Raw genomic sequence first — 23,166 nt, 5'->3', positions numbered from 1 at the left:
TCACCTTTATTTAATGTATTTTGCATACTTGTCCTTTAATCCATCTCAAACAACTGAAGAATCTCTTCTTCACTTAAAGTTGCAAAACTCTTACCATTAGATAATTCATCTCCCATTAATTCTGATATAAGCTTTTTCTTTTCTTCTTGCAATGCTATAATTTTTTCTTCAATAGTCCCTTTAGCTATGATCTTTATTACTTCTACAACATTCTTTTGTCCTATTCTGTGAGCTCTATCTGTAGCCTGCTCTTCTACAGCTGGGTTCCACCAAGGATCAAAATGTATTACTACATCTGCTGATGTTAGATTAAGTCCTGTTCCTCCAGCTTTTAAGCTTATTAAAAATATAGAATTTTCCCCTTCATTGAAATCTTTCACCATATCCATTCTCTTTGTTGAAGGAACCGAACCATCTAGATAACTACAAGATATTCTTTCTTTATCAAGTCTTTTATTTATATTCTTAAGAACTGATGTAAATTGGGAAAAAACAAGTACTCTATGACCTTGTTCTATATTCTTATAAAGAAGTTCCACTAAAGCTTCTATTTTTCCGCTACCACCAGTATAATCATTCATCAATACAGAAGGATCTAAACACAATTGTCTTAGCTTAGTTATGTAGGCAAGTATTTCTATCTTGCTACTTTTAAACTCATTTTCTTTTACTCTCTTCTCAATAAGCTCTACTGCATAATTTGCATAAGTTTTGTAAATTTTTTTCTGTTCATTATTCATAGTAACCATAAGTGTTTTTTCTATCTTATCAGGTAATTCCTTTAAAACCTCATTTTTTCTTCTTCTAAGAATAAAAGGTTTTATAAGTTTATTTAATTCTGATAATACCTCTGGATTCTCTTTAAATTTTTTATGATATCGTACGCTAAATCTCTTCTCATCATACAAATATCCTGGCATTATAAAATCAAATATAGACCATAATTCTATAAGAGAATTTTCTATAGGGGTACCTGACAAAGCAAATCTATTTCTTGCTTTTATCTCCTTCATTGCTTGTGCATTTTGGGAGTGTGGATTTTTTATATATTGCGCTTCATCTAATATGCAATAATCAAAGTCTATCTTCTTATATTCTTCTAAATCTCTCTTTGCTAAATTATAGGTTGTTACAATAACATCATAATTTTCTACATTCTTTATTAGCTCTTCTCTCTCTTCTTTTGACCCACTTATAGCCAATACCTTTAAAGTTGGTGCAAATCTTTCAAACTCTTGTGCCCAGTTATATATTAATGATGTTGGAGCTACAATCAAAGATTTGCTACCCTTATTGGATAATAAAAATGTAATGGTCTGCAGGGTTTTACCAAGCCCCATTTCATCTCCTAAAATTCCACCAAATCCTAGATAATCTAATGTCTTAAACCAGTTATAACCAATTCTTTGATACTTTCTAAGTTTTCCATTTAACTCTGCCGGCTCTTCAAATTTCAATTTATTTATATTATTAAGCTTATTTTTTATTTCTTTTAGCTCTTTTTTCCCTTTTATATATCTAATATTGTTTTCTTCTAAATAACTATGTATAAAAGAAGCTTTATTCTTAGCTATCTCAATATGATTATCATTTATATTATTAGGAGAAATCATATCTAAAAGATTTAAAAACTTATTAACCTCTAATTCCTCTATATCAAGATATTCCCCACTTTTAAGCTTGTAATATTTAAGATTATCTCTAAATGCCTTTAATATCTCTGTGGTTTCTTGTGCTGGAATATTTCCTATTGTGAAGTTCATTTCAAAATAGTTATATTTTCCTGATTTAATATCTCCCTTAATTCCCTTTGTACCTAAAGATTTTAACCCTTTAAAATTTTCTGAGTAATAGACCTCTCCTATTTCTTGAAATTTTGATATTTCACTTTTAAAGAACCTGAATATATAGTCATCTCCCCTTGTAAAATAAAATTTTTCATTTATCTCTTGAAAGCCTAATGAACTGACAAAATTAATTACTTCAGCTTCCTTTTTAGAATTCCTATATATTATTTTCTCCTTGCAATCATCAAAAATATTAAACTCATAATTTCCATATTTCACCTTTAGTATCATTGTAATGTCTTTACTTTTTTGGTCAAAGTAAAAATTAAATTCACAATCAGCCATAACCACTTTATTTTTTATAGACCTAGACAAAGTAACATTATCACTTAACCTATTAATGTCTGGAATTAATTCTCTTAATATTGTTTTCTCATCTTCTCCCCCCATAGTTATAGTATCTCCTTCATTAAATACTTGAAGATATGGGCTTATCTTATAACAAAACTCATACTCTGGAATATATATTGTTGAACCATACAAGAAAACATTATTTTTAGAACCTAGAACTTTAGGCATCCCACCTAAAGATTTTAGAACATAATTCCCTTTTATAGTCTTTAAATCAAAATTTATAGGTGGCAGATCATTTAAAATTTCAGTCTCAACATCTCTATAAAAAAATCCATCACTTAAGTACACTCTATGCTGTTTTATAATCTCAAAAAATTCTCTAACTAAGTATTTAGGAATATTTATATATTTGCCTTCTACATTCTTATCTCTATTTCTACCAAAGGACATTTGAGTTGTATCCATTTCCTTTAACATTTCAATAAAATCAATAAGTTTTCTATCTTTTATACTTAACTTTTGATTTTTTATATTAAAAGTAAAATTCTTACTATATTTTATAGGAAATCCATTATGATATGATACTAAAAAATGGTCAATATCTTTTAAAATATATAGATTCCTTGAAGGCATATATTTTAGTCCTATTTTAAACTCAGCTGATATCTTATCATTCCATTGATTTTTGTTTATATAAACTTCTATTTTAACTTCATCCTTATTCTTTTCATCTCCTAGAAGCATGGATAAAACATTATTTTTATTCTTAAATATGACTTCTTTTAACCCATCTGATTGCTTTAAAGCAGGATGCATAACTAACTCTCCTACCGCCTTGTAAAAGGTAGCTACTAAGTGCTTACAACAATAATTTTTTCTTTTAAACTCATTCTTTTCATAATCTAAACAATTACAAGAAGTAGAAAAAATACTATCCCTATCCATCTCAATTTTTGTGTGATATTCACTAAGTAAATTTTCCGAAATCACGTTACCGTCTATACATATTAAATTATCTTCACTAGTAATATCCAAAGAAGAAACTAAATCATTACTAAGAACTCTTTTTCCTTTATCGTAATTTTTACCACTAGTCTCTTCATTGAATATTTGTAATAACATATTTTCGCTTAACATATTCTCACCTATTAACTTTAAATTTAAGGTTATGTCTTAAAAGAATGTTGTTTTTTACACTATTTTAAAACTTCCTTTAGTCTTCCTAAAGCCATATTTTAAATTGTTTTTGAAATTATAGTTCATCAACAATTTATTAAAACATAGCGAATCTTTATATATTATAACATAAGCCAACTATACTTTATTACTTCTTCCATTTTACTATCTAAAGTTATATTAGTAACACTTATTTTAAATCATAGTATATCGCACCTCATTCTCAAACTGATCAGATTGCAACCCAAGTTATGCATAAAGCCGTTAATTAAAATATTTTTTTGATTACTTATTTGCTATTTTTCTATATAAAAAAGCCCTTAAATGTAACTAATTACATTCAAGAACTCTAAACTACTTCTATATTATTTATCTTTCTTTTTTAATAATTTAATTAAATATAAAATTTCAATCATTCTTTTTTTCATTATCTAGTTATTGGTGTTTTTCTTCTCCCTAACAATATAGTTATTGACATATGTCATTTATAAGCTTATTATAATATATAAAGGTCATATGGTAATAACTCATATGTATTAAAAATGCTATTCTATTAAATAATTTAGAAAGAAGGGTTTATTATATGAAAATTGCATTACCATCTCGTGGAAATAAAATCGATGACCATTTCGGTCATTGTGAATATTTCACTGTTTTTACAGTTGATACAACTGCAAAAACAATAATTGATTCACAAATCGTTCCATCACCAGAAGGCTGTGGCTGCAAATCAAACATCGCACATATTCTTGCAGAAATGGATGTTAAACTTATGATTGCAGGTAACATGGGTGAAGGAGCAGTAAGTGTACTAAATAACTGTGGAATTGATGTTCTTCGTGGATGTTCAGGTGATGTAAAAGCCGTAGCTCTTAAATGGCTTGAAGGCTCTCTTGTAGATTCTGGTGACTGCTGCCATGAACATGAACATGGATGCCATCATAGCTAATTCTTATTTACCCAAATAGTTTAAAAAATATTTATAAGTTTTCATAAATAAAAGTCATGCTAATAAGGATTTTTCTTATTTATGCATGGCCTTTTGTATTATATAGCACCCTTCCCCCTATTTGCACTCCATATTCAAGGAAATGACATGCAATAGAATTTATATTTTTATTTTCACCCATCCTTATCTTCACCTTCTATAAAACTTCTGCCTCGTCTATGTATGCAACATTCGCCACTATCGCAGAATCTTTCAGAGTTACTACAAAGTTTGTAATCTCCCCCCTTAATCTTCAGCACTTTTCCATTAACTAAAGAGTCGGCAAGTTTTCTTCTCGCATCGTTATAAATCCCCTGAACAGTTGTGCGTGCAATATTCATTTGACTAGCACACTCTTCCTGCGTAAACCCCTCTAAGTCAATCAGACGTATAGTTTCATACTCATCAATAGTCATAGTAACAAAATGATCCTCATTAACCGGATCATTAAGCGGTCCATATATATCATTTTTAGGCAAACAACATACTTTTCTGCATTTTCTTGGTCTAGCCATAAATCCTTCACCTCATTTAATACAGTTTTATTATATTAATATCTCATTACTTCATTCTAGTTATTAAAATATATCATTTTAATGTTATTGTACTATTTTTTCGACATATGTCAATAATTTTTATAAGGCACTACCACAGTATCCACAAACTATTTGTTTAAGTGAAGGTAAGATACATAAAATAAGTGGCTATCTTAAAATTATTTAAAAATCATTTTAAGACAGCCACTTCTACTTAATATTTATATTAACTTCTTATCAAACAACTTTAAAATTAGGCTCTGTTTTAAAAGAATATTGTTTTTAAATTTATACAAAATCAACACTTTCCTAAAACATGGCCTGAAATTAAATGAAAACTTACATAAACTAAAAATTCTATTTATAACAACTCTTTTCTTAATTCTGCTCCTGATTTTGGAGATAAATAACTAAATGGTATATCTAATACTGTACGTGCTCCTGTTTGACCTTCTTTATGTAATCTATAAACTGCTCTTGCATAAGCTACTAACACACTAGAAGTAAACTCTGGATTACTATCAAGCTTTAAACTAAACTCCATTCTCTGATTTGTACCCTCTCCAGTAACTCCTGTACGAATAACAAATCCACCATGAGGCATACCCTTATGATTTGTCTTCAACTCTTCCTCAGTTATGAAATTTACTGTTGTATCATATTCTTCAAAATAATTTGGCATATATTTAATTTTACTTTTAATATCATCTAAATCAGCTGCAACTTCTGGTACAACATAGCAAACTCTCTCATGTTTTTCTTTGGTTGAAAGCTCTATATTTTTTCCTGTACGCACCATATCAATAGCACTTTCAATAGGTACCGTATATTGAACCCCATCTTTAACGCCTTCTACTCTTCTAATAGCATCTGAATGTCCTTGGCTTACACCTCTTCCCCAGAAAGTATAATCTTTCCCACTTGGAAGTACTACCTCTCCTAGAAGACGATTTAATGAAAATAGTCCTGGATCCCAACCAACTGATATAAGTCCAATAGTACCAGCATTTTTTGTTACCTCGTCTAACCTATTAAAATATTCTGGTATCTTGGCATGAGTATCGAAACTATCTACTGTATTAAACATTTCTGCAATCTCCGGCGCCTGTTGTGGCAAATCAGTAGCAGAGCCTCCACAAAGAATCATAACATCAATTTTGTCTTTATAATTCATAATTTCTGAAATATGTACCATTTTTGAAGCAGATAGTAATTTATCAGGATTTCTTCTTGTAAAAATAGCTTCTAACTGAAAATCTGGATTTTGTGCTAAAGATAATTCTACACCTTTCCCAAGATTTCCATACCCTACAATACCTACTCTAATCTTATTATTCATTCATTTTCCCTGACTCTAAAGCCAAGTCCCTCCTTTTTATAAATCCCACTTTTAATTTTAAGATCTGTTTTAAAAGAGTGTAAACACCCTAGTGTACACTTCCTTTAGTAATCCTAAGGCTATGTTTTAAATTGTTGAGTTCATTAGAATGAACTCAACAATTGTTATTTAGTTTAAGTAATTGAGCGTTGAAAAATCTCATTGTTTGAGTTATGGGAGTTATGAAATTTTAGTCATAGTACTTAAACTAGCTTTAGAATTGTTTTTAAATTTATACGAAATCAACAATTTTCTAAAACATAACCTAATTTTATAATAAGATTATCATAGTTTCTCACATTTTTCCATACTATATTATTTATATTTAATAGACAAATTTTTCCTTATTTTCCATACTGAAGCTTTTAAAACTATTTTACTATTACTTTCATAAAAGCTTTTTTAATAAACACATTTATAATTTTATTGCAGTTTTTATTGCCTTAGTTGGACAGACTGTTTTACATTCTCCACATCTTATGCACTCTAAGCTATTAGGACTCTTATAAACTTCTACGCCCATACCACATACCTCAGAACATTTTTTACAGTATATACATTTATCTTTGTCTATTTCCAATTTATAAATACTTATAGGATTAAAAAATGAGTATATAGCTCCTAATGGACAAATAGCCTTACAAAATGGCCTAAAAGTATAAATTGATAAAATTATTGTAAATATTAGTATGGCCATTTTCCATTTAAACAAAAATCCCACAATACTTCTTAGCGAATTATTCATAAGTACAAGAGGTATGCCCCCTTCCAACATTCCAGCAGGACAAATATATTTACAAAATGTAGGATCACCCATACCTAGTTCATTAGCCCACAAAATCGGAAGTAAAATTACAAAAATTATTAATACAACATATTTTATATACTTCGTCCAATTAGGTAGCTTAAATTTAGGTGTTCTTATCTTATTTAAAAACTCTTGAACAAGTCCAAATGGACATAAGAATCCACATACTACCCTTCCTAATACCACTCCTATTAACATTAGTATTCCTAAAATATAAAAAGAAAATTTATACTTTGCACTTCCCAAAATAGCCTGAATGGACCCTATTGGACAAGAACTTACAGCCAAGGGACAAGAATAACAATTAAGTCCTGGAACACAGCTTTTTTTTAGTGGACCTTTGTATATTCCGTACCCCATAACTCCTTTTATATTAGCATTAGTAATTAAAGTACTTATAATCTGAATAATTTTTCTATTTACTTTAGCCAATTCCTATGCACTCCAAACATATATTGATAGCCTTATTGAAGGCTATTAAAACTTCACTTCTATATATACCTAATGCTATAAATATAAAAGATTGTAATAACACGGTCCTTCTTATAAGTTTCTGCTTCATTTTAGCTCACCCTTTAATGCTGAATCTATTAACTTCTTAAAATAGTCATATTTAGTAGCTCCAGTAATATAAGTGTCTAATACTTTACCATCAGGCTTAACAAATAAAGTTACTGGTACAAAATCAAATTTGTTTAATTGCTCATTAAACTTTTTATCAGGTAATATATTAAGATAATTTATTTTTTTAATACTAGTGATTTTCTTTGCATCATCTATTAAAGATTTTTCATCATTTTTCTCCTTATCCATAGAAATTACTCCTATTACTTTTACCTTTCTGTTTTTAAACTCATCTTGGATTTTTTGAAGATCAGGCATTTCCTGTACACAAGGATTACAAGATGTCCCCCATTTATTTATGACAATCAAATCATAATCTTTAAGTAAATCCTTTGTTATTTTGTTTCCATTTAAATCTTTACCTGAAAAGCTCAAAGTTTTGCCTGATAAAATGTTTTTCTCCTTTTCAACATCATTTCCACTACAACCTGAAATACTAATTAGAAGAAAAATACTAACTATAATCACAAAAATTTTTTTCATTTTCCCTCTCCCCTATATAATATTTACTCATTAACTCTAATTTTATCTATTATGGAATTCTTATTTAAAATTCTTTGAATTAAATAAGTTATTATTATTTGTAAAAGTACAAACATACTAATAAGAATTATTATTGGAATTAATGGAAATCTATATATCATATACGTAGCAGTTTTCTTTATTAATCTAAAACATAAATATCCTATTCCTAATCCAAAACCTACAGCTACAACTAAACTTATAAAAGAATAATAGAATCCTTCTAGCTGTAACATTTTACTTATATCCTTATTTGAAGCACCAATAGCTTCAATCATTCCCATTTCATTTTTTCTTGCCATGATACCTGTAATTCTAGTATTAATTAGATTTAACATACCTATTAATGCTATTATGGAAACAACTCCATAGCAAATAATATTCGTTGATTTAAATTGGCTTTGCAGATCTTCCCTAGTTTCTACATAGGATTTATATACTATTTCTTCATTTTTTTCAATAATATTTTTTAAAGAAGCTTTTACTCCTTCATATTTAGCTTTTTGTATATCTATACGAATCTGGATAGGCCTATTATCTTTAATCGTTCTATTAAATATATCCTCACAAGCAATAAAAGTTCCATTTGTATCTAATCCCATATCTAATCCTTCTACATTTTTATCTACTATTGCCACTATCTTATATTCATTAAATTTGTAATTATTGTCATTCTCTTTATCATAAATTTCATCAAGAGTTTGATTTTCATTTTGAGGAAGGTCTTCTTTATAAAGCTTAGCTTTCTTTAATAAAACCTTATCTCCAACATTAAACTTATATTTTCCCTTGTGATTTGCAACTAAAATCACCTCATTTTTATTTTTTAAATTTTCCAGTGATATTTCTCCAAGAGATAAATTATCTTTTAATTTATCTATCATTTCATCATCAAATCCATAAAAGTTAAAACATTCCTTACTACTAGCTACTTTAGTATCATTCTTTGACAAAACCACATTATCAAACCAAACATAGCTGTGATTTACCTTTTGTACCTTAGTAACGCCATCTATATTCTTTACTTTTTTTATAAAATCCTCATTTAAAGGATTTACTATTCCATTGTCCTTGATTATATGCGAGGATGAAATAAGAAAATCATTCTGTATATCTTCTTTTAAATTTAAGTTAATATCCATGCTAAATATTACAGAAGATACTATGATAAAAATCATTCCACTCATACTTAAAGAAAATAGAGTCATTAAAGTACGTTTTTTATTTCTCCACAAATTTAGGTAAGACAATTTTTTCATATTTATATCACCAGAAATTTTTTTCTCTTTCTTTTTAATTTCTGTTTTATAACCACTAAATCTTATAGCCTCAATTGGAGATATCTTAGAAGCAGTTCTAGCTGGTCTAATAAGTGCAATAACTACAGTAACTACACTTACAAGTGAAGATACAATTATCACTGAAAAAGGTACATTAATTACAAAATACTTTCCTACATGTAAGCTTTGCATTACAAAACCACATATAAAGTAACTTAACCCATAACCTAAAAGTAGTCCTAATGGTATTCCAATAATACAATTATAAAGCCCATCTATAATTATTACCTTTCTCATCTGCTTTCTTGTAGATCCTAATGCCGCCAATAGCCCAAAAGCTTGTATTTTCTGTGAAATAGATACACAGAAAATATTATATATTACTGCAATAGCTACTAACATTAATATTAACCCTATAATGATAAAAGGAATTAAATTTCCAGCGCTAGGATGTAGTTCATTTAAATAAAATTTATTTAACATAATATCTTTACGCAATATATTCATGCTATCTGCAAGGCTATATATATCTTTTGTAATATTTTTATCATCTTTAAACCTTAGATATATTTCTCGGTCTATATTTTTTTTATCTAAACTTTTATATATTGCATCTTTTGATACTAGTCCCTTTGAAGTATTATATTTTTTTTCTTCTTCACTTTCTTTTAAAATTCCACAAATAGCAAAATCTTTTTCAATAACATTAGGTTTTTTATTTTCCCACTCCTCTTCCTTAGATATAGGTGGTATAAAACTTAAATGTATCTTTTCTCCTAATTTAGGTTTTTTATTTAATTTCTCTATTATCCATTTATTCAAAACAATTTCATTAGAATTTTGTGGAAACTGACCTTTTTCCAATTTAATATTGTTTAAATCTGCTACATTCTTGTCCATATATCTTAATTCTAGTCTATTTACACCTAATTCTTTATTATTACAATTTCCTAAATACATATATTCTCCTGCTTTTTCAAGCTGAACATTGTTTTTTAAAGTTTGAAATTGTTTATCATTTTGTATTGAAAAAATACAATGATAGTTTCCAATTGTATCCTCTATATCTTTAATATTTGCATTTTTAATAGTAGCACATAAAATTCCCATTGAAGTTAAAAGGGCGGTAGTTAAAACTATTGTAATAATTACAAGTAAACTTTTAATCTTGTTTCTCTTAAAATTTTTCTTAGCAAGATTTGATATACTATTCAATGCCCACCCCTTCTTCCTTTAATATTTTCCCATCCGTTATTCTTATAACTCTATCTGCCATTTGTGCTATCTTATCATCATGAGTTATCATAACTAAAGTTTGATGATACTTTCTTATAGATAATTTAAGTAAATTAATTACTTCTGCACTATTTTTTGAATCTAAATTTCCAGTAGGCTCATCTGCAAAAATTATTGCTGGTTTATTAGCCAATGCTCTTGCTATAGCAGTCCTCTGCTGTTGCCCTCCTGATAGTGCATTAGGAAGTGATTTTCTTTTTTCGTATATTCCAAGAGTTTCCATTAAATCTTTAATATAATCTTCATCCACTTTCTTCTCATCTAGTCCAATTGGGAAAGTTATATTCTCCCATACATTTAAAACAGGTATAAGATTGTATGATTGAAAAATAAAACCTATTTTTCTTCTTCTAAACACTGCTAGTTTATCATTGCTCATAGAAAATATGTCTTTTTCATTTATATATACCTTTCCTTCAGTAGGTCTATCCAGTCCCCCAAGCATATGAAGTAATGTACTTTTTCCAGAACCTGAAGCCCCTACTATTGCAACAAACTCACCTTCATCCATAGATAAGCTTATTCCATCTAAAGCCTTTACAAGATTCTCACCTTTGCCATAATATTTCTTTAAGAATTTTGTTTCTAACACTTTCATAATTTCATTTCCCCCTGCTAATTCTTAGCTTAAATATATTGAAACTACTCTATACTTAAAGAATATCATTCTATTATTACATTAATCTTTCATCTATACTTACAGTTTTGTAAGTATAGACTAAATTTCGTTCCTTTTTCCAGCTCTGAATCTACCATTATACTTCCTTCCTGCTCTTCTAAAATTTTCCTTGTAAGATATAATCCCACACCTGAACCTTCCAATTTTTTAACCTTGTCCAATTTGCCTCTATAAAACCTTTTAAAAACATTATTAAACTCTTCTCTTGGTATTCCTATACCTGTGTCCTGTATATCGATTCTTGTATAACTTTGCATTTTTTCCATAGATATAACTAATTTCCCTTTTTCATCTGTGTATTTTACTGCATTTTCAAGCACATTAAATATAGCTTCCTTTGTCCATTTAGAATCATGATAGACAAAAGAAGACTCTACTTTTTTAACAACTATCTCTATTCCTTTTTCACAAGCCCTCATATATATATCCTTAACTGCTTCCATTAAAGTGTCCTTTAAATCATTAAGCTCTGTTTTTAACTCAATCATGCCTACTTCCATTCTTGAAATTTTAACAAGAGAATTAAATAGCCACTCTAATTTGTTTATTTCATTCCTACTTCTAGATAAAAATTCATCCTTTTCATCCTTACTCAAGTCCTCTTCCATTAACAAAGAATTAAATAGCTTAATTGATGAAAGCGGGGTTTTAACTTGATGTGCTATATCCGTAACCAGTGATTTAATATTTTCTTTTTCTTTTTTTAAACTTATAAGACTTAAATTCAATATTCTAGACATTTGATTTAACCTTGAAAAAATTTCAGAGAATATTCCTTCATTAGTCTCTTCTAATTGTAATTTAAAATTTCCATCTATTATCAAATCTAATGCTTTAGAAAATTTATGTAACTTATTCATGAAATGATTAAAACTAATAAGAAGTGCTACTATGACAATTGCTAATATAAAAATAATGCTTATTACTTCATTTGATAAAAATCTTGAAAACTGACTTTTAAAGGTGTGATCTTCCCACATCCTTATTTCATCTCTAAAGCTATATTTATTTAGTACAGCTTTGCCTTCATTAAGACAGTCCTCATCTCTTTCATAAAGTAAAGCTTTTACAATATCATTCTCTTTTTCTGGAGCAATCTTTATCATTTTTCCTGTTATCTCTTGATATAACTTAATATGATCATCATGAATAGACTGAATAACATTAAAATGAAAATAAAAAATAATAAGAGACGAAAAAAACAAACTTCCAAATACAATTAAAAATATTTTTTTTAAAAGAGGTTCTCTTTTTATATATTTAATCATTTAACTTGCACCCCTGTCCCCAAGTATATCCTATTCCTCGTATATTCTTAATATATTTGGGCTTAGATGGATCATCTTCTATTTTTTCTCTAAGCCTTCTTATATTTACTGCCAAAGTATTTTCATTTATAAAGTTCCCATCTATATCCCATAGTTCATTTAAAATCTGATCCTTTGTTACAATTTGATTATAATTACATATAAGACATTTTAATAATTTAAATTCTGTTTTGCTCAAAAACAATTCTTTATCACTTTTAAAAACTTTAAGTTCTTCATCATGAAACACTATATCTCCAGAAAAAATAATTTTTTTACTTCTTACCTTTACCTTTCTTCTAAGGACAGCTTTTACTTTTAACATAAGTACCATAAGACTAAAAGGTTTTGTAATATAATCATCTGCTCCAATGTCATACCCTGTAACTATGTCCACTTCTTGATCACAAACAGTTAAAAATATAACCAAAATATTATTATTAATATTTCTTATCTCGTTACAAAATTCAAAACCATTTCCATCTGGCAAATTAACATCTAACAAAACAAGATCTATATTCTCACTATGGATTATTTTTCTAGCCTCCATCAGATAAGCTACTTTAAAAACATTGTATCCTTCTTTTTTTAATTTAAAGCTTATACCCCTGTTTAAAGCTTCGTCATCCTCTACTAATAAAATATTTGCCATTTCAAAACCTCCATAATAATTGTATAATTTAATATTATTTTCTTATTAATGAAATATTTATGTAATCATATTATATGGTCATATACCTTAAAATTCAAATTTACAATCTTAAGCTCCTCATAAGACTTAACAACTGTACTTCTGTTAACATGTAAAATCTTTGCAAGTTCTCTTTCCGATGGTAACACATAGTCCATTGGAATTATTTTAGAATAAATCATGTTCCTTATTTGTTTTTTATTTGAAAATATAAAGGAATTTTACTATATCTTTCAATCTTAATTTTCATAATAATCACTGGCTTAGCTAAGTTTGTTTATATTTTATTATATATATATATTCCTTGCTTAAAACTACCAATTTCAATTTTTGTAATACCATCCATTATTAAAAACCCTCAAGTGCATCACCTGCACTCAAGGGTTCTAAACCACTATAGAAAACACTCTAATATATAAGAGCCATCTATATTTCTTTTAGTAGCCTTTTGAGGGTTGTCAAATTCATTACCTTATACTATTTCAAAACTACCATTTATCTACTGTGATTTATTTATACGCATAGATACCCAGCCGCCGAAACAACGTTTTTTTATTTCCGTTGGGCGGATTGCTGATCGACTATTGCTTTAAGTTGTTGAAGCAAATCATTGACCAAATACTTCTTCTAGCTTATCAAGCGGAATCAGCTTAGGCAAATTGTCTCCATTCCATGAAATATTCTATTTCTCCGGTTTCTTCATCCACCTGTTCTTTGGAAATAGAGAAGCCCTCTCTTAAATAAAATTGTACTGCACGGGCATTTTTTTGATAGAGCTGTAAAGTTAACCTCTCACACTTTTCCATACTATGATTTATATTTAATAAAAAAAGCATAAAAAGTGACTACATCCAAAATAGTGTACCACTTTTATACTTTTTTAAATTCACACAAGATTTACATGCTTCCTTTATCTATTAAATATATCTGGACATGTATAGACTTTATCAGGATTTGAACCTACTCTTATCTCCTTATTTAATTGTTTAATTTTATCTACGTCCTCTTTGCTTATTTCAAAATCAAATATATCTGAATTCTCTTTTATTCTTGATGGAGTTACTGATTTAGGAATAGTGACAATCCCCATTTGAAGATCCCATCTTAAAACAATCTGAGGTATTGTCTTTCCATATTTTTTTGCAAGCTCCTGTAAAAGTTCAATTTCAAAGATTTTTCCTCTCATCAATGGAGACCATGCTTCTAGTTGTATATTATTTTTTTCACAAAATTCTATTAAGTCATTTTGAATAAGATAGGGATGAAATTCAACTTGATTTACCATTGGTATAACTTCAGCATCTTCTAGTAAATACTCTAGATGGTTAACTAAAAAATTACTTACTCCAATAGCTTTTACACGTCCTTCTTTATATAGTTTTTCTAATGCCTTCCATGTTTCTTTACTTAAAGGTTGTGGCCAATGAATTAAATATAAATCAAGATAATCTGTACCAAGTTTTTTTATAGAAGTTTCAAAAGCTTTTAAAGTTTTTTCATAACCTTGATCTGTGTTCCAAACCTTGCTTACTAAAAATATTTTTTCTCTAGGCACTCCACTCTCTTTTATTGCAGTACCAACGCCATCTTCATTACCATAATAAGAAGCAGTATCTATATGACGGTATCCTATTTTAAGTGCTTCTTTTACTGATTCAATAACTGTATTCCCATTTTCAACCTTATAAGTACCAAATCCAAGCCAAGGCATTTTTACTTCGTTATTTAAAATTGTATAACTTCTTATATCTTTCATTTAAATCATCCTTTCCTTTAATATCTGTGGCTTTCATGCTTCCACTCTCCTTTACTCAACAAAAGGACTTACTATTTAAAGTAAATCCTAATGGGCTAGTTACTCTTAATAATATTAAATTTAAGAATTATAATTATATTTAATAAGGGTTATTATAAGAATATACCCATGCAGCAATAATCATAATCAACCCAATTGCGGAAACTATTCCTAAAGACTTATTTTTGTTAATTATTCCATAGATTATGCCTATAATTGCGAATATTACAAGAGCAATACTAAATGCCATACCTCACAACTCCTTTATTTTAATATTCACAAACATCAAATTTTATGTTAATCTCAAAAGTTTTGCATGGGATTTGAAAACCATAATCTATAGAAAGTACATTTAATCCCAGTTGCGATATTATTTTCTGTGTTTAATACATAATTTATAAATTATATTTTAAATTCATTGTCACTCCTCCTTAAATACAATATTTTTTCTTCTTAGTATATTAACTAAATATTAATCACATCTTTTTTTACTTTCCTCGGTTGTTGCTGCCCAATTACTCATATTATACACCTCATTTCTGAATACTATAAGAAAGGTTCTTTTCATAAAAGTATTTTTTTGTTGGCAAAATAATTTTATTTAGAATCCTTCTTTCCATTTATCACATATTCATTAATAGCTTTTTTACTAAAACGCAGTTCTCCATTAATATTCATAGATGGAAATTTAGAACTAGGATTTTCAATAATTGATTTATAAACTTGCTGAATGTCTATATTTAGATATTCTGCTAATTCTGAAGGAGTCATAATATCATTTAATTTTTCAGATTTGCCAGCTTTTGAGGTATTTGATATATTATTTTTTATTGTATTAGTTGAATTGACAATCATATTCAATTCATCATTTATTGTTGCAATCTTAAAAGATTGCTTCTTTAGTAAGTTTATAGTAAATATATTTAAAGTTATTGAAACTATTAAACCTATACAAAAAATATACTTTACGGTTTTATTCATTTTTATCTCCCCTAACCAATTAAGTTGTCACTATGATATGTATCATTAAAATATATACCAATATAACCATCATATAACGTAAAAATAAAGATTGCAAATGTTTCCAGATTGATTTGAAAATAGTTCCCTAATTCGTCTTAAATAAATGAATTATAGCGATATATACTACTTTCATAAAATTAAAATAAGCACTATCACCATTACTGATTTTCAATAATTTTTGATAGTGCTTTTATTATATTTAATTCAAATTATGTATGTGATTTTACTACTATATTTTGATTATAAAACCTGTCTTTGTTTAGTGAGTAAATTGCATAATTACCAATTATAAATGTGAAATGCAAGTTTCATTGTGAACAACGCCTTAAAATTTCTCTTTCACTAGGTTTCGAGCTTATTATGAACCTAAAAAGAGAAATTTTCGAAGCAGAAAACAATAAACAGGATTCTTGGCTTCAGGTGGAGTTTTTGCTCCAACTGAAGGTTAGAAACCGTTATCCAGGGTTGGAAACATCGGATAAAACTTGCATGTAGCTATATTGTTTTTGAATTATGCAATTTTATCAATTAAGAATACTCTGTCATGGCATAATAACAGGTATTTAAATCAGTTTTTCAGGAATAAACCTAGAAGAAATCCTCTTTATCAATATATAATCAAGTATGAAAAGAACACCACCCACTATAAACATAGCAAGGCTATTGAGCAAAAGTACACCTGTCATCTGGCCTACTAATACAAGAATCACTGGAATGACAAGAAGGCCACTTACCTGCTGTGCTTCCTGAAAGGTTTCTGACTTTGCCGATACCATCACAGTAAATGTCAGCGACAATAAATTTATTGCAGGTGAAATCCAAAGTATGATTATAAGCCATTTTATATTTGGGAAAATAAGTCCTCCAAAATATATAAAACCACCTACATTAAATATGATGCCAAAGACTATAAATGAAATCAAAGTCACCACATAAGATGGCACAAAAACTCCTAAAATCTTGGCTCTAAGCAATTGTTCCATAGATATTGGAGTGTATAGCAGAGTCTCCATAGTTTTATGCTCCTTTTCTCCTACAAAACTACTGGCTCCAATAACTCCTGAACACATTATTGGAATTATAAGAAAATATGAAGGAAACATAACGTTCAGCGTTACTTTTATTAAAAGTTGGGCTGGAGTATATGCTGCATATTCAGAAGGCAATTTTTTTAAAAGAGGAACCATCTTTGTAAACATACTTGAATCATTTCCAATAAAGTTCGCACCTATCAATATTCCTAGGGGTATTATTACAACCAGAATAATTGGTACAATAGTCATAGGCATAATAACTCGTTTTGAACTTGTTATTTCATTTATATCTTTGTATATCAATCCTTTTTCATTTCTATTCATATTCTAACCCCCTCCAGCCTTATAATGTTACATCAGCAGACGTACCTTTTACATATTTAAAATACAGTTCTTCCAAAGACCATTTCTGCTGCACAGCCTCATAAATTTCCCCACCGTTTGTCAATATGCTTTGTATTAGAGCATTAGCCTCTTTATCTCCTAAAATGGACTTGCTATATAAACCATCATCTTCATGGATAAATCCAAGTCTCTCTGAAATGTTTTTCCCTCTAATTTTTAATTGAAGAATTGCATTTTTCCTTGAAGCAAGTTCATCAAATGTACCTAAACCAAGGATATTGCCATTATTTATAAAACCATATAGTGTACAAATATCTTCAGCATATTTTAATTGATGGGTACAAAGAAAGATTGTAACCTGGTTTTCCTCTGCAAGTTCTTTTATAAGCCTTGTAACATTACGTGCATTTTCTGGATCTAATCCAGAAGTAGGTTCATCAAGAAATAAAATCTGAGGATTGTGAATTAATGCTATAGCCAAGGAAATTCTTTTTCTCATTCCTGTACTGAAAGATTTTACCTTTTTGTCCTTTACATCTAGTAACTCCAGCCTTTTCAATATAAAATCAGCACGTTCATTAAGGGATTTTCCATCCATTCCATGCATTTTCCCAAAAAACATTAGATTTTGCTCTGCAGTAAGATTTTCATAACAGGAGGAACTTTCGGTCATAACCCCACACAATCTATGAATCTCAAGGTTACTTTTTCCCACAGGTATTCCTAAAATTTCAGCATATCCTGATGTTGCTGAAAGAACGCCATTAAGAATTCTAACTGTAGTGGTTTTCCCTGAACCATTAGGACCAAGAAAGCCAAATATCTCACCTTTTGGTATGCTTAAACTTATATTACTTAACGCATTAATCTGGCCATCATAGGATTTCTTAAGATTTTCTATATTTATTGCATTCATTTTTTTCCCCTAACTTTCTTTTCAATTTTTTAACAAGCAAATTATAACGTTCATCTTCTCTTAATGATATAAATGCAGGATTTTCAACAACTATATTAACAAGATTTTCCTTGATTGTTGTCTCATCTATAGGAGTGTTTGTGCCAATACAATTATTATCCTCAAACCATTTATCTACCTTACTAAAATACTCATTTCCTTTAAAACTCAATGGGAATTGCATGTTGCAAACAGTATTCACATATTGCTCTAATGCATCTATTGCCTTTTCTTTATTTTGTTGAATTAAATACCCTTGTGCAGCAACTATATGAATTCCAAAAACATCATTGGTACAAATATCTGTGAGTTGAAAAGAATTAATAATCTGAATGCCCTGAGAATAAATCTTTTCAAACAAAACTGGTTCCATCATGTTTAATGAAAGATAATTGTTTATAAGTGTTAATGTGTTTATTACATTGTTGTAAAGTAGTATTTGATTCACTTCATTTGCTTGATCAGTTTTCCCCTGCATATTATATGCATTAATCAGTATGACATCATCTCCACTATATGGAGTTAATTTATTATCCAATAAGCGAATAACTTCTTCGATATTTCCTAGTGCCATCTCTGCCAATGCTTCCATAGTATTAGCACTTTTTATATATGAAATGTTCTCTGATTCCTCTTTTATTCTTTTACTTAACAATATACATTTCTCAAAAATTTCTTTTTTTATTTCCTCAGTTTTTACCAAAGCAGAATAGTTTAATAATAATTGAATGATAGAAAGTAAAAAAGGAAAACAGGAATAGTACTTCTTTATTAATTCGTTACACTGTTTCATTACTTCATCAAATGGCCTTACAGCAAATTCATGTGAAAGTTTATTATAAATTTTTTTAATGTCTTCCTTTGTGAGCTGTGGAGAATATCCCAATAACTCATCCACTGAAATATTAAAATAAGTTGCAAGCTCAGGAAGAATTAAAATATCAGGATAACTTAATCCAGATTCCCATTTGGAAACAGATGCTTTAGAAACTCCAATGTAATCTGCCAACTGTTCCTGGGTTATTCCCTTCTCTTTTCTCTTCTGAACGATGGATTTACCTATATTTAATTTTTTCATATCTATCACCTCTAATAACATTTTATGCGTTGACTCACTTCCTGTAAATGGATTTGTAGTTGACTTTAGTAGAAAAAGTTAACTTACAGGAAACTTGATTATGCCCCTAAAAAAAAACAGGGTTTTTATTCCCTGTTAAATACTTACTAATTTATTTATTAAATCTGAACTTGGTCTTAAATATGTGGTTATTTTAATGGTATCTCAAACTCTAAAATGCTCTTTATATCTGGAAGTTCTCTTGTAGCTATCTTTATTTTTTTATTTTTGTCTATAGGAAAACACTCTAATATATAAGAGCCATCTATATTTCTTTTAGTAGCCTTTTGAGGGTTGTCAAGTTCATTACCTTTTTCATCTTCTACCCAAACACACATTCCATTACCATATGGGTCATTTCCTTTATAAATATAGTGAACTAATGTTTTATTGTTTAGGTACTCTATCTTATTTAAAGAAATTTCTCCCCCTTCGCCTTGTGAAATGGTAACGGGAAAATTTCCTTTTACGTCTGTTTTTATATCTTTAAGTGTTCTTCCGGAAACTATTTTATCTTCTAATACCTTTACAACAAATTGCTGTGGATTATTATTCCATGGTATAAAGGTATATTCTTTATTGTCAATACCATTTTCCTCATGGCCACTGCCTCCCGTAGGTTCTAATACATTGCCATAATTATCAATTAACTGATAATCATAAAACGTTCCTTTTGGTATATTAGTTTCGATTGCATGTAGCTTTATTGTAGAATCTGACATAAATATCTTCTCTATGGTTATGCTTTTTCCTCCTGATAGAGATTTAGTTAACATTGGAGTTATAAGCTTTCCATTAAGCATATTAGCTTGATTTTTCACTTCAATATTTTCAAATTTCCAGTTTCCTTCTATAGTTCCTATTTTATTAAATGATACTGTAAGTTTAAAATGTTTAGGAAGTTCACTTGTTGGATTGATATTCATTACTCCTGCATATGAATTTTCTGTTAATGGGCTTCCATAAGTAGACATTGAAAAATCAATAGGCTTACCATTAACCAATAAATTAGGTTTACCAATTTCTCCAAGGTTATTGGCTTCCACATTATATCCGATAGAAATCCTTGAGCCATCAAAAAGTATATCAGTAATTGTAACCTTTATATCCTTATCTATCTTTGTTTTATCTACTAAAGTAGATATACCCTTGTCATTTGCAAGCTTCAATCCCATATCCCCAAACAACTTAAAAACAGAACCAACTACAGGAATATTAGTTAAAGCATTAGCAATGCTTGGCGACACTGTAGCTGAAACAGTTAAAACTGTTATTGCAATAGTTGCCGCAACTATACTGTGCTTTAATATCTTATTAATTGCAAATCTATGTTTTCTATTTCTGCCTACTACTTCTTTTTCAGGCAAACAAGCTAAAGTTCTATCTATCCTCTCTAAAACCCCATGAGGAATTTCAGGCTTATAGCTTCCAAATTGACTTGTAAACTCCCTATCGAAAACTTCATTATTCATAGCATTCACTCCCCATAAAATCATTTTTAAATGCGTTTCTAAGTTTCCCCCTTGACCTTGAAAGTCTTGACTTTACTGTACCTTCAGGTATCTCTAATAAATATGAAATATCTTTTATAGAAAATCCCTCAAAGTAAAAAAGAATAACTATATTTTTAAGCTCATTATCTAAAGAATTAAGCATTTCTTCTACTATGATATTGTCATCAATTCTATTAACCGCTGACTTTTCAAAAGAAGTTACTTCAATCTCTTGGATTGGAATTACTTTACCTTTAAGCTTGTAAATATTATTACACTCATTAATCAAGATTCTTATAAGCCATGTTTTAAAAAATTGAGGCTGTTTTAAGTTGCTAATTGCTTTATAAGCTTTAAGTATAGTCTCTTGAATTGCATCTGCACAATCATCATCTGACTGAAGCATTGATTTTGCTACTTTATACATTGAAATTTCATAATACTTAATTAGATTTACAAATGAGTCTTTATGTCCTTCTATAGCTTGCCTAATCTCAAATTCTAAATCCAAAATAACACCTCCACTCTGCATTTACCCCTTGTTGTAAAACAAATCCACTTCGAAGTTTCTGTTTACATATATTAGACAAAAATATTAGTGTTTCGGTTCACAAAATATATAATAAATCGATTTTTTCTATTGTTGCTTCATTCCCCCAACCTTCTCACATAATATCCTTCTGCCCACAAATGCCTGTTTTCAAACTTATACTTTGGGTTTTAGTATCTATTAAAATCATTTGTATCTAAAATTATATTCGTAAGTTTATCAACACATAAATATTATCACGCATTAATATTAAAATTGTATTCCGTATATAAAATAAATCCTTTTGCTCCAATAGCAAATAAGCATTTTCAAATATTTATCTTGTAAGTTTCTTCAAAGTTATCTTTTATTTCTTTTAAAAAATATCTTAATTTTGAATAAGTAAAAAACCCACAGGCAAAGCCTGTGAGTTGAAAATGTATATTTAGTTTAAATATACACATTATAATTATATATACATTTTTCATAATATTTTCATAACTAAAAATTCAAAGTCAGCTTTATAATCTAAAACCATTCCAAATAAAAATAATCTATCTACTCTCAACAACATCAAAACTCATTTTCATATCTTTTAAAAAATTCATAATATGTACGTACATTTTCTAATTCTGTCCACTTTTTCACATCAACTGGATTTTCATCAAGATCATATATTTTTGCTCCACGCATAGCAAGCAGAAACGGCGAATGTGTTGATATAATAAATTGACAACCTAAAAATCGCGCAGAGTCCTCAATAAATTTCATTAATTCCATCTGGCGTTTTGGAGAAAGACTATTTTCAGGCTCATCCAATATATATAGTCCATTTTCCCCAATTTTTTCAATAAAATATCGGAATGCACTTTCCCCATTCGAATATTCCCTCACATTATCTATCAATTCATCTCTCACAAATCGTGACTGCGTTTTACTTCTGGCAATATTCACTTTTTTTAGTTGCTCGTAATCTGCTATAGACTTCATTTGGAATTGAGAATATTTCGCATCCAAATATTCTTCAAAAAGTTTTTCCCGTTTTTGGTCAATTCCTTCATTGAGGTTACGGATATTCAACATATAATCAAATACATCATCACTTGTTATTATTCTACTATTTTTAGGAATGTCATCTTCAAGCTGCATCTGACACATATTAACATAGTCAGAATAGAAATTAGATTTATTATAGATAGAATCTCGATTGATTCCTGTTTTTTCTGCTATCACATTTAATGCCGTTGATTTTCCTGAACCATTTCCACCATATAAAATCGTAACTGGCTCAAAATCAATTCTCTCAAAACCATGTTTTGATAATATCTTAAATGGGTAAAACGAATCGTAGCACGTTCTTTTTTCCTCTATTAAAAAATCAAATTCCATATCATCATTTGGAAATGTAAAAACATTTAAATAAACCATTATCATCTTCCTTATCATAGC

At 28.8% G+C, this 23,166-nt stretch carries 21 protein-coding genes; 1 reads left to right on the top strand and 20 read right to left on the bottom strand.

What is annotated here, in order from left to right; translation table 11 throughout:
* Positions 1–35: 35 nt before the first annotated feature.
* Positions 36–3,278, bottom strand: coding sequence for a DEAD/DEAH box helicase (locus tag OW729_RS07945; protein ID WP_268060946.1), 3,243 nt, complete (start codon positions 3,276–3,278; stop codon positions 36–38).
* Positions 3,279–3,900: 622 nt separating this feature from the next.
* Here OW729_RS07945 and OW729_RS07940 point away from each other — a divergent pair.
* A complete protein-coding gene (locus OW729_RS07940; RefSeq protein ID WP_268060945.1) occupies positions 3,901–4,266 on the top strand; it encodes a NifB/NifX family molybdenum-iron cluster-binding protein in 366 nt (121 codons plus the stop codon).
* 173 nt (positions 4,267–4,439) lie between these two features.
* Here the strand turns inward: OW729_RS07940 and OW729_RS07935 are convergent, their stop codons facing one another.
* The 19 genes from OW729_RS07935 to OW729_RS07840 all read right to left on the bottom strand — a co-directional run bounded on the left by OW729_RS07935 (position 4,440) and on the right by OW729_RS07840 (position 23,145).
* Entirely contained in the window at positions 4,440–4,820 is a 381-nt protein-coding gene (locus OW729_RS07935; protein ID WP_268060944.1) for a DUF134 domain-containing protein, read from the bottom strand.
* A gap of 382 nt (positions 4,821–5,202) precedes the next feature.
* Positions 5,203–6,180, bottom strand: a complete 978-nt coding sequence (locus OW729_RS07930) for a diaminopimelate dehydrogenase (RefSeq protein WP_268060943.1) — start codon at positions 6,178–6,180, stop codon at positions 5,203–5,205.
* A 454-nt stretch (positions 6,181–6,634) separates the two neighbouring features.
* Positions 6,635–7,459 carry a 4Fe-4S binding protein gene (locus OW729_RS07925; protein ID WP_268060942.1) on the bottom strand — a complete coding sequence of 275 codons (825 nt, stop codon included), beginning with the start codon at positions 7,457–7,459 and terminating at the stop codon, positions 6,635–6,637.
* Entirely contained in the window at positions 7,452–7,589 is a 138-nt protein-coding gene (locus OW729_RS07920) for a CD1871A family CXXC motif-containing protein (protein WP_268060941.1), read from the bottom strand. The genes OW729_RS07925 and OW729_RS07920 overlap by 8 nt, the downstream gene beginning before the upstream one ends.
* Positions 7,586–8,134: a TlpA family protein disulfide reductase gene (locus OW729_RS07915; RefSeq protein ID WP_268060940.1), complete on the bottom strand. Its 549-nt coding sequence runs from the start codon at positions 8,132–8,134 to the stop codon at positions 7,586–7,588. Before OW729_RS07915 ends, OW729_RS07920 begins: the two co-directional genes overlap by 4 nt.
* 23 nt (positions 8,135–8,157) lie before the next feature.
* Positions 8,158–10,668 (bottom strand): ABC transporter permease, encoded by a 2,511-nt coding sequence (locus OW729_RS07910; RefSeq protein ID WP_268060939.1) that lies wholly within the window; start codon positions 10,666–10,668, stop codon positions 8,158–8,160.
* On the bottom strand, positions 10,661–11,347 hold the full coding sequence (locus OW729_RS07905) for an ABC transporter ATP-binding protein (protein WP_268060938.1): 687 nt from the start codon (positions 11,345–11,347) through the stop codon (positions 10,661–10,663). The genes OW729_RS07910 and OW729_RS07905 overlap by 8 nt, the downstream gene beginning before the upstream one ends.
* A gap of 89 nt (positions 11,348–11,436) precedes the next feature.
* Positions 11,437–12,696, bottom strand: a complete 1,260-nt coding sequence (locus tag OW729_RS07900) for a sensor histidine kinase (protein ID WP_268060937.1) — start codon at positions 12,694–12,696, stop codon at positions 11,437–11,439.
* The gene (locus tag OW729_RS07895) at positions 12,689–13,387 is read right to left on the bottom strand and encodes a response regulator transcription factor (RefSeq protein WP_268060936.1); all 699 of its coding nucleotides are present in this window, start codon (positions 13,385–13,387) and stop codon (positions 12,689–12,691) included. The genes OW729_RS07900 and OW729_RS07895 overlap by 8 nt, the downstream gene beginning before the upstream one ends.
* 65 nt (positions 13,388–13,452) lie before the next feature.
* The gene (locus tag OW729_RS07890; RefSeq protein ID WP_268060985.1) at positions 13,453–13,584 is read right to left on the bottom strand and encodes a GntR family transcriptional regulator; all 132 of its coding nucleotides are present in this window, start codon (positions 13,582–13,584) and stop codon (positions 13,453–13,455) included.
* 752 nt (positions 13,585–14,336) lie between these two features.
* Positions 14,337–15,182 (bottom strand): aldo/keto reductase, encoded by an 846-nt coding sequence (locus tag OW729_RS07885; protein WP_268060934.1) that lies wholly within the window; start codon positions 15,180–15,182, stop codon positions 14,337–14,339.
* A 139-nt stretch (positions 15,183–15,321) separates the two neighbouring features.
* The gene (locus OW729_RS07880) at positions 15,322–15,471 is read right to left on the bottom strand and encodes a hypothetical protein (RefSeq protein ID WP_268060933.1); all 150 of its coding nucleotides are present in this window, start codon (positions 15,469–15,471) and stop codon (positions 15,322–15,324) included.
* Positions 15,472–15,818: 347 nt separating this feature from the next.
* A complete protein-coding gene (locus tag OW729_RS07875) occupies positions 15,819–16,202 on the bottom strand; it encodes a helix-turn-helix domain-containing protein (RefSeq protein WP_268060932.1) in 384 nt (127 codons plus the stop codon).
* A gap of 605 nt (positions 16,203–16,807) precedes the next feature.
* Entirely contained in the window at positions 16,808–17,602 is a 795-nt protein-coding gene (locus tag OW729_RS07870; protein ID WP_268060931.1) for an ABC transporter permease subunit, read from the bottom strand.
* A 19-nt stretch (positions 17,603–17,621) separates the two neighbouring features.
* Positions 17,622–18,539 (bottom strand): ABC transporter ATP-binding protein, encoded by a 918-nt coding sequence (locus OW729_RS07865; protein WP_268060930.1) that lies wholly within the window; start codon positions 18,537–18,539, stop codon positions 17,622–17,624.
* Positions 18,511–19,656, bottom strand: a complete 1,146-nt coding sequence (locus tag OW729_RS07860) for a helix-turn-helix domain-containing protein (protein WP_268060929.1) — start codon at positions 19,654–19,656, stop codon at positions 18,511–18,513. Before OW729_RS07860 ends, OW729_RS07865 begins: the two co-directional genes overlap by 29 nt.
* A 188-nt stretch (positions 19,657–19,844) precedes the next feature.
* Positions 19,845–21,167, bottom strand: a complete 1,323-nt coding sequence (locus OW729_RS07855) for a DUF4179 domain-containing protein (RefSeq protein ID WP_268060928.1) — start codon at positions 21,165–21,167, stop codon at positions 19,845–19,847.
* Positions 21,160–21,699 carry a sigma-70 family RNA polymerase sigma factor gene (locus tag OW729_RS07850; protein WP_268060927.1) on the bottom strand — a complete coding sequence of 180 codons (540 nt, stop codon included), beginning with the start codon at positions 21,697–21,699 and terminating at the stop codon, positions 21,160–21,162. Before OW729_RS07850 ends, OW729_RS07855 begins: the two co-directional genes overlap by 8 nt.
* A 591-nt stretch (positions 21,700–22,290) precedes the next feature.
* Positions 22,291–23,145 (bottom strand): AAA family ATPase, encoded by an 855-nt coding sequence (locus OW729_RS07840; protein WP_268060926.1) that lies wholly within the window; start codon positions 23,143–23,145, stop codon positions 22,291–22,293.
* Positions 23,146–23,166 lie beyond the last annotated feature (21 nt).

Origin of the sequence: Clostridium brassicae, from assembly GCF_026738875.1 — a bacterium.
In the GTDB taxonomy this organism is placed as follows: Bacteria; Bacillota; Clostridia; order Clostridiales; family Clostridiaceae; genus Clostridium_H; species Clostridium_H brassicae.
The sequence above is the reverse complement of the archived record's forward strand: the minus strand, read 5'-3'. Positions and strand labels throughout refer to the sequence as shown.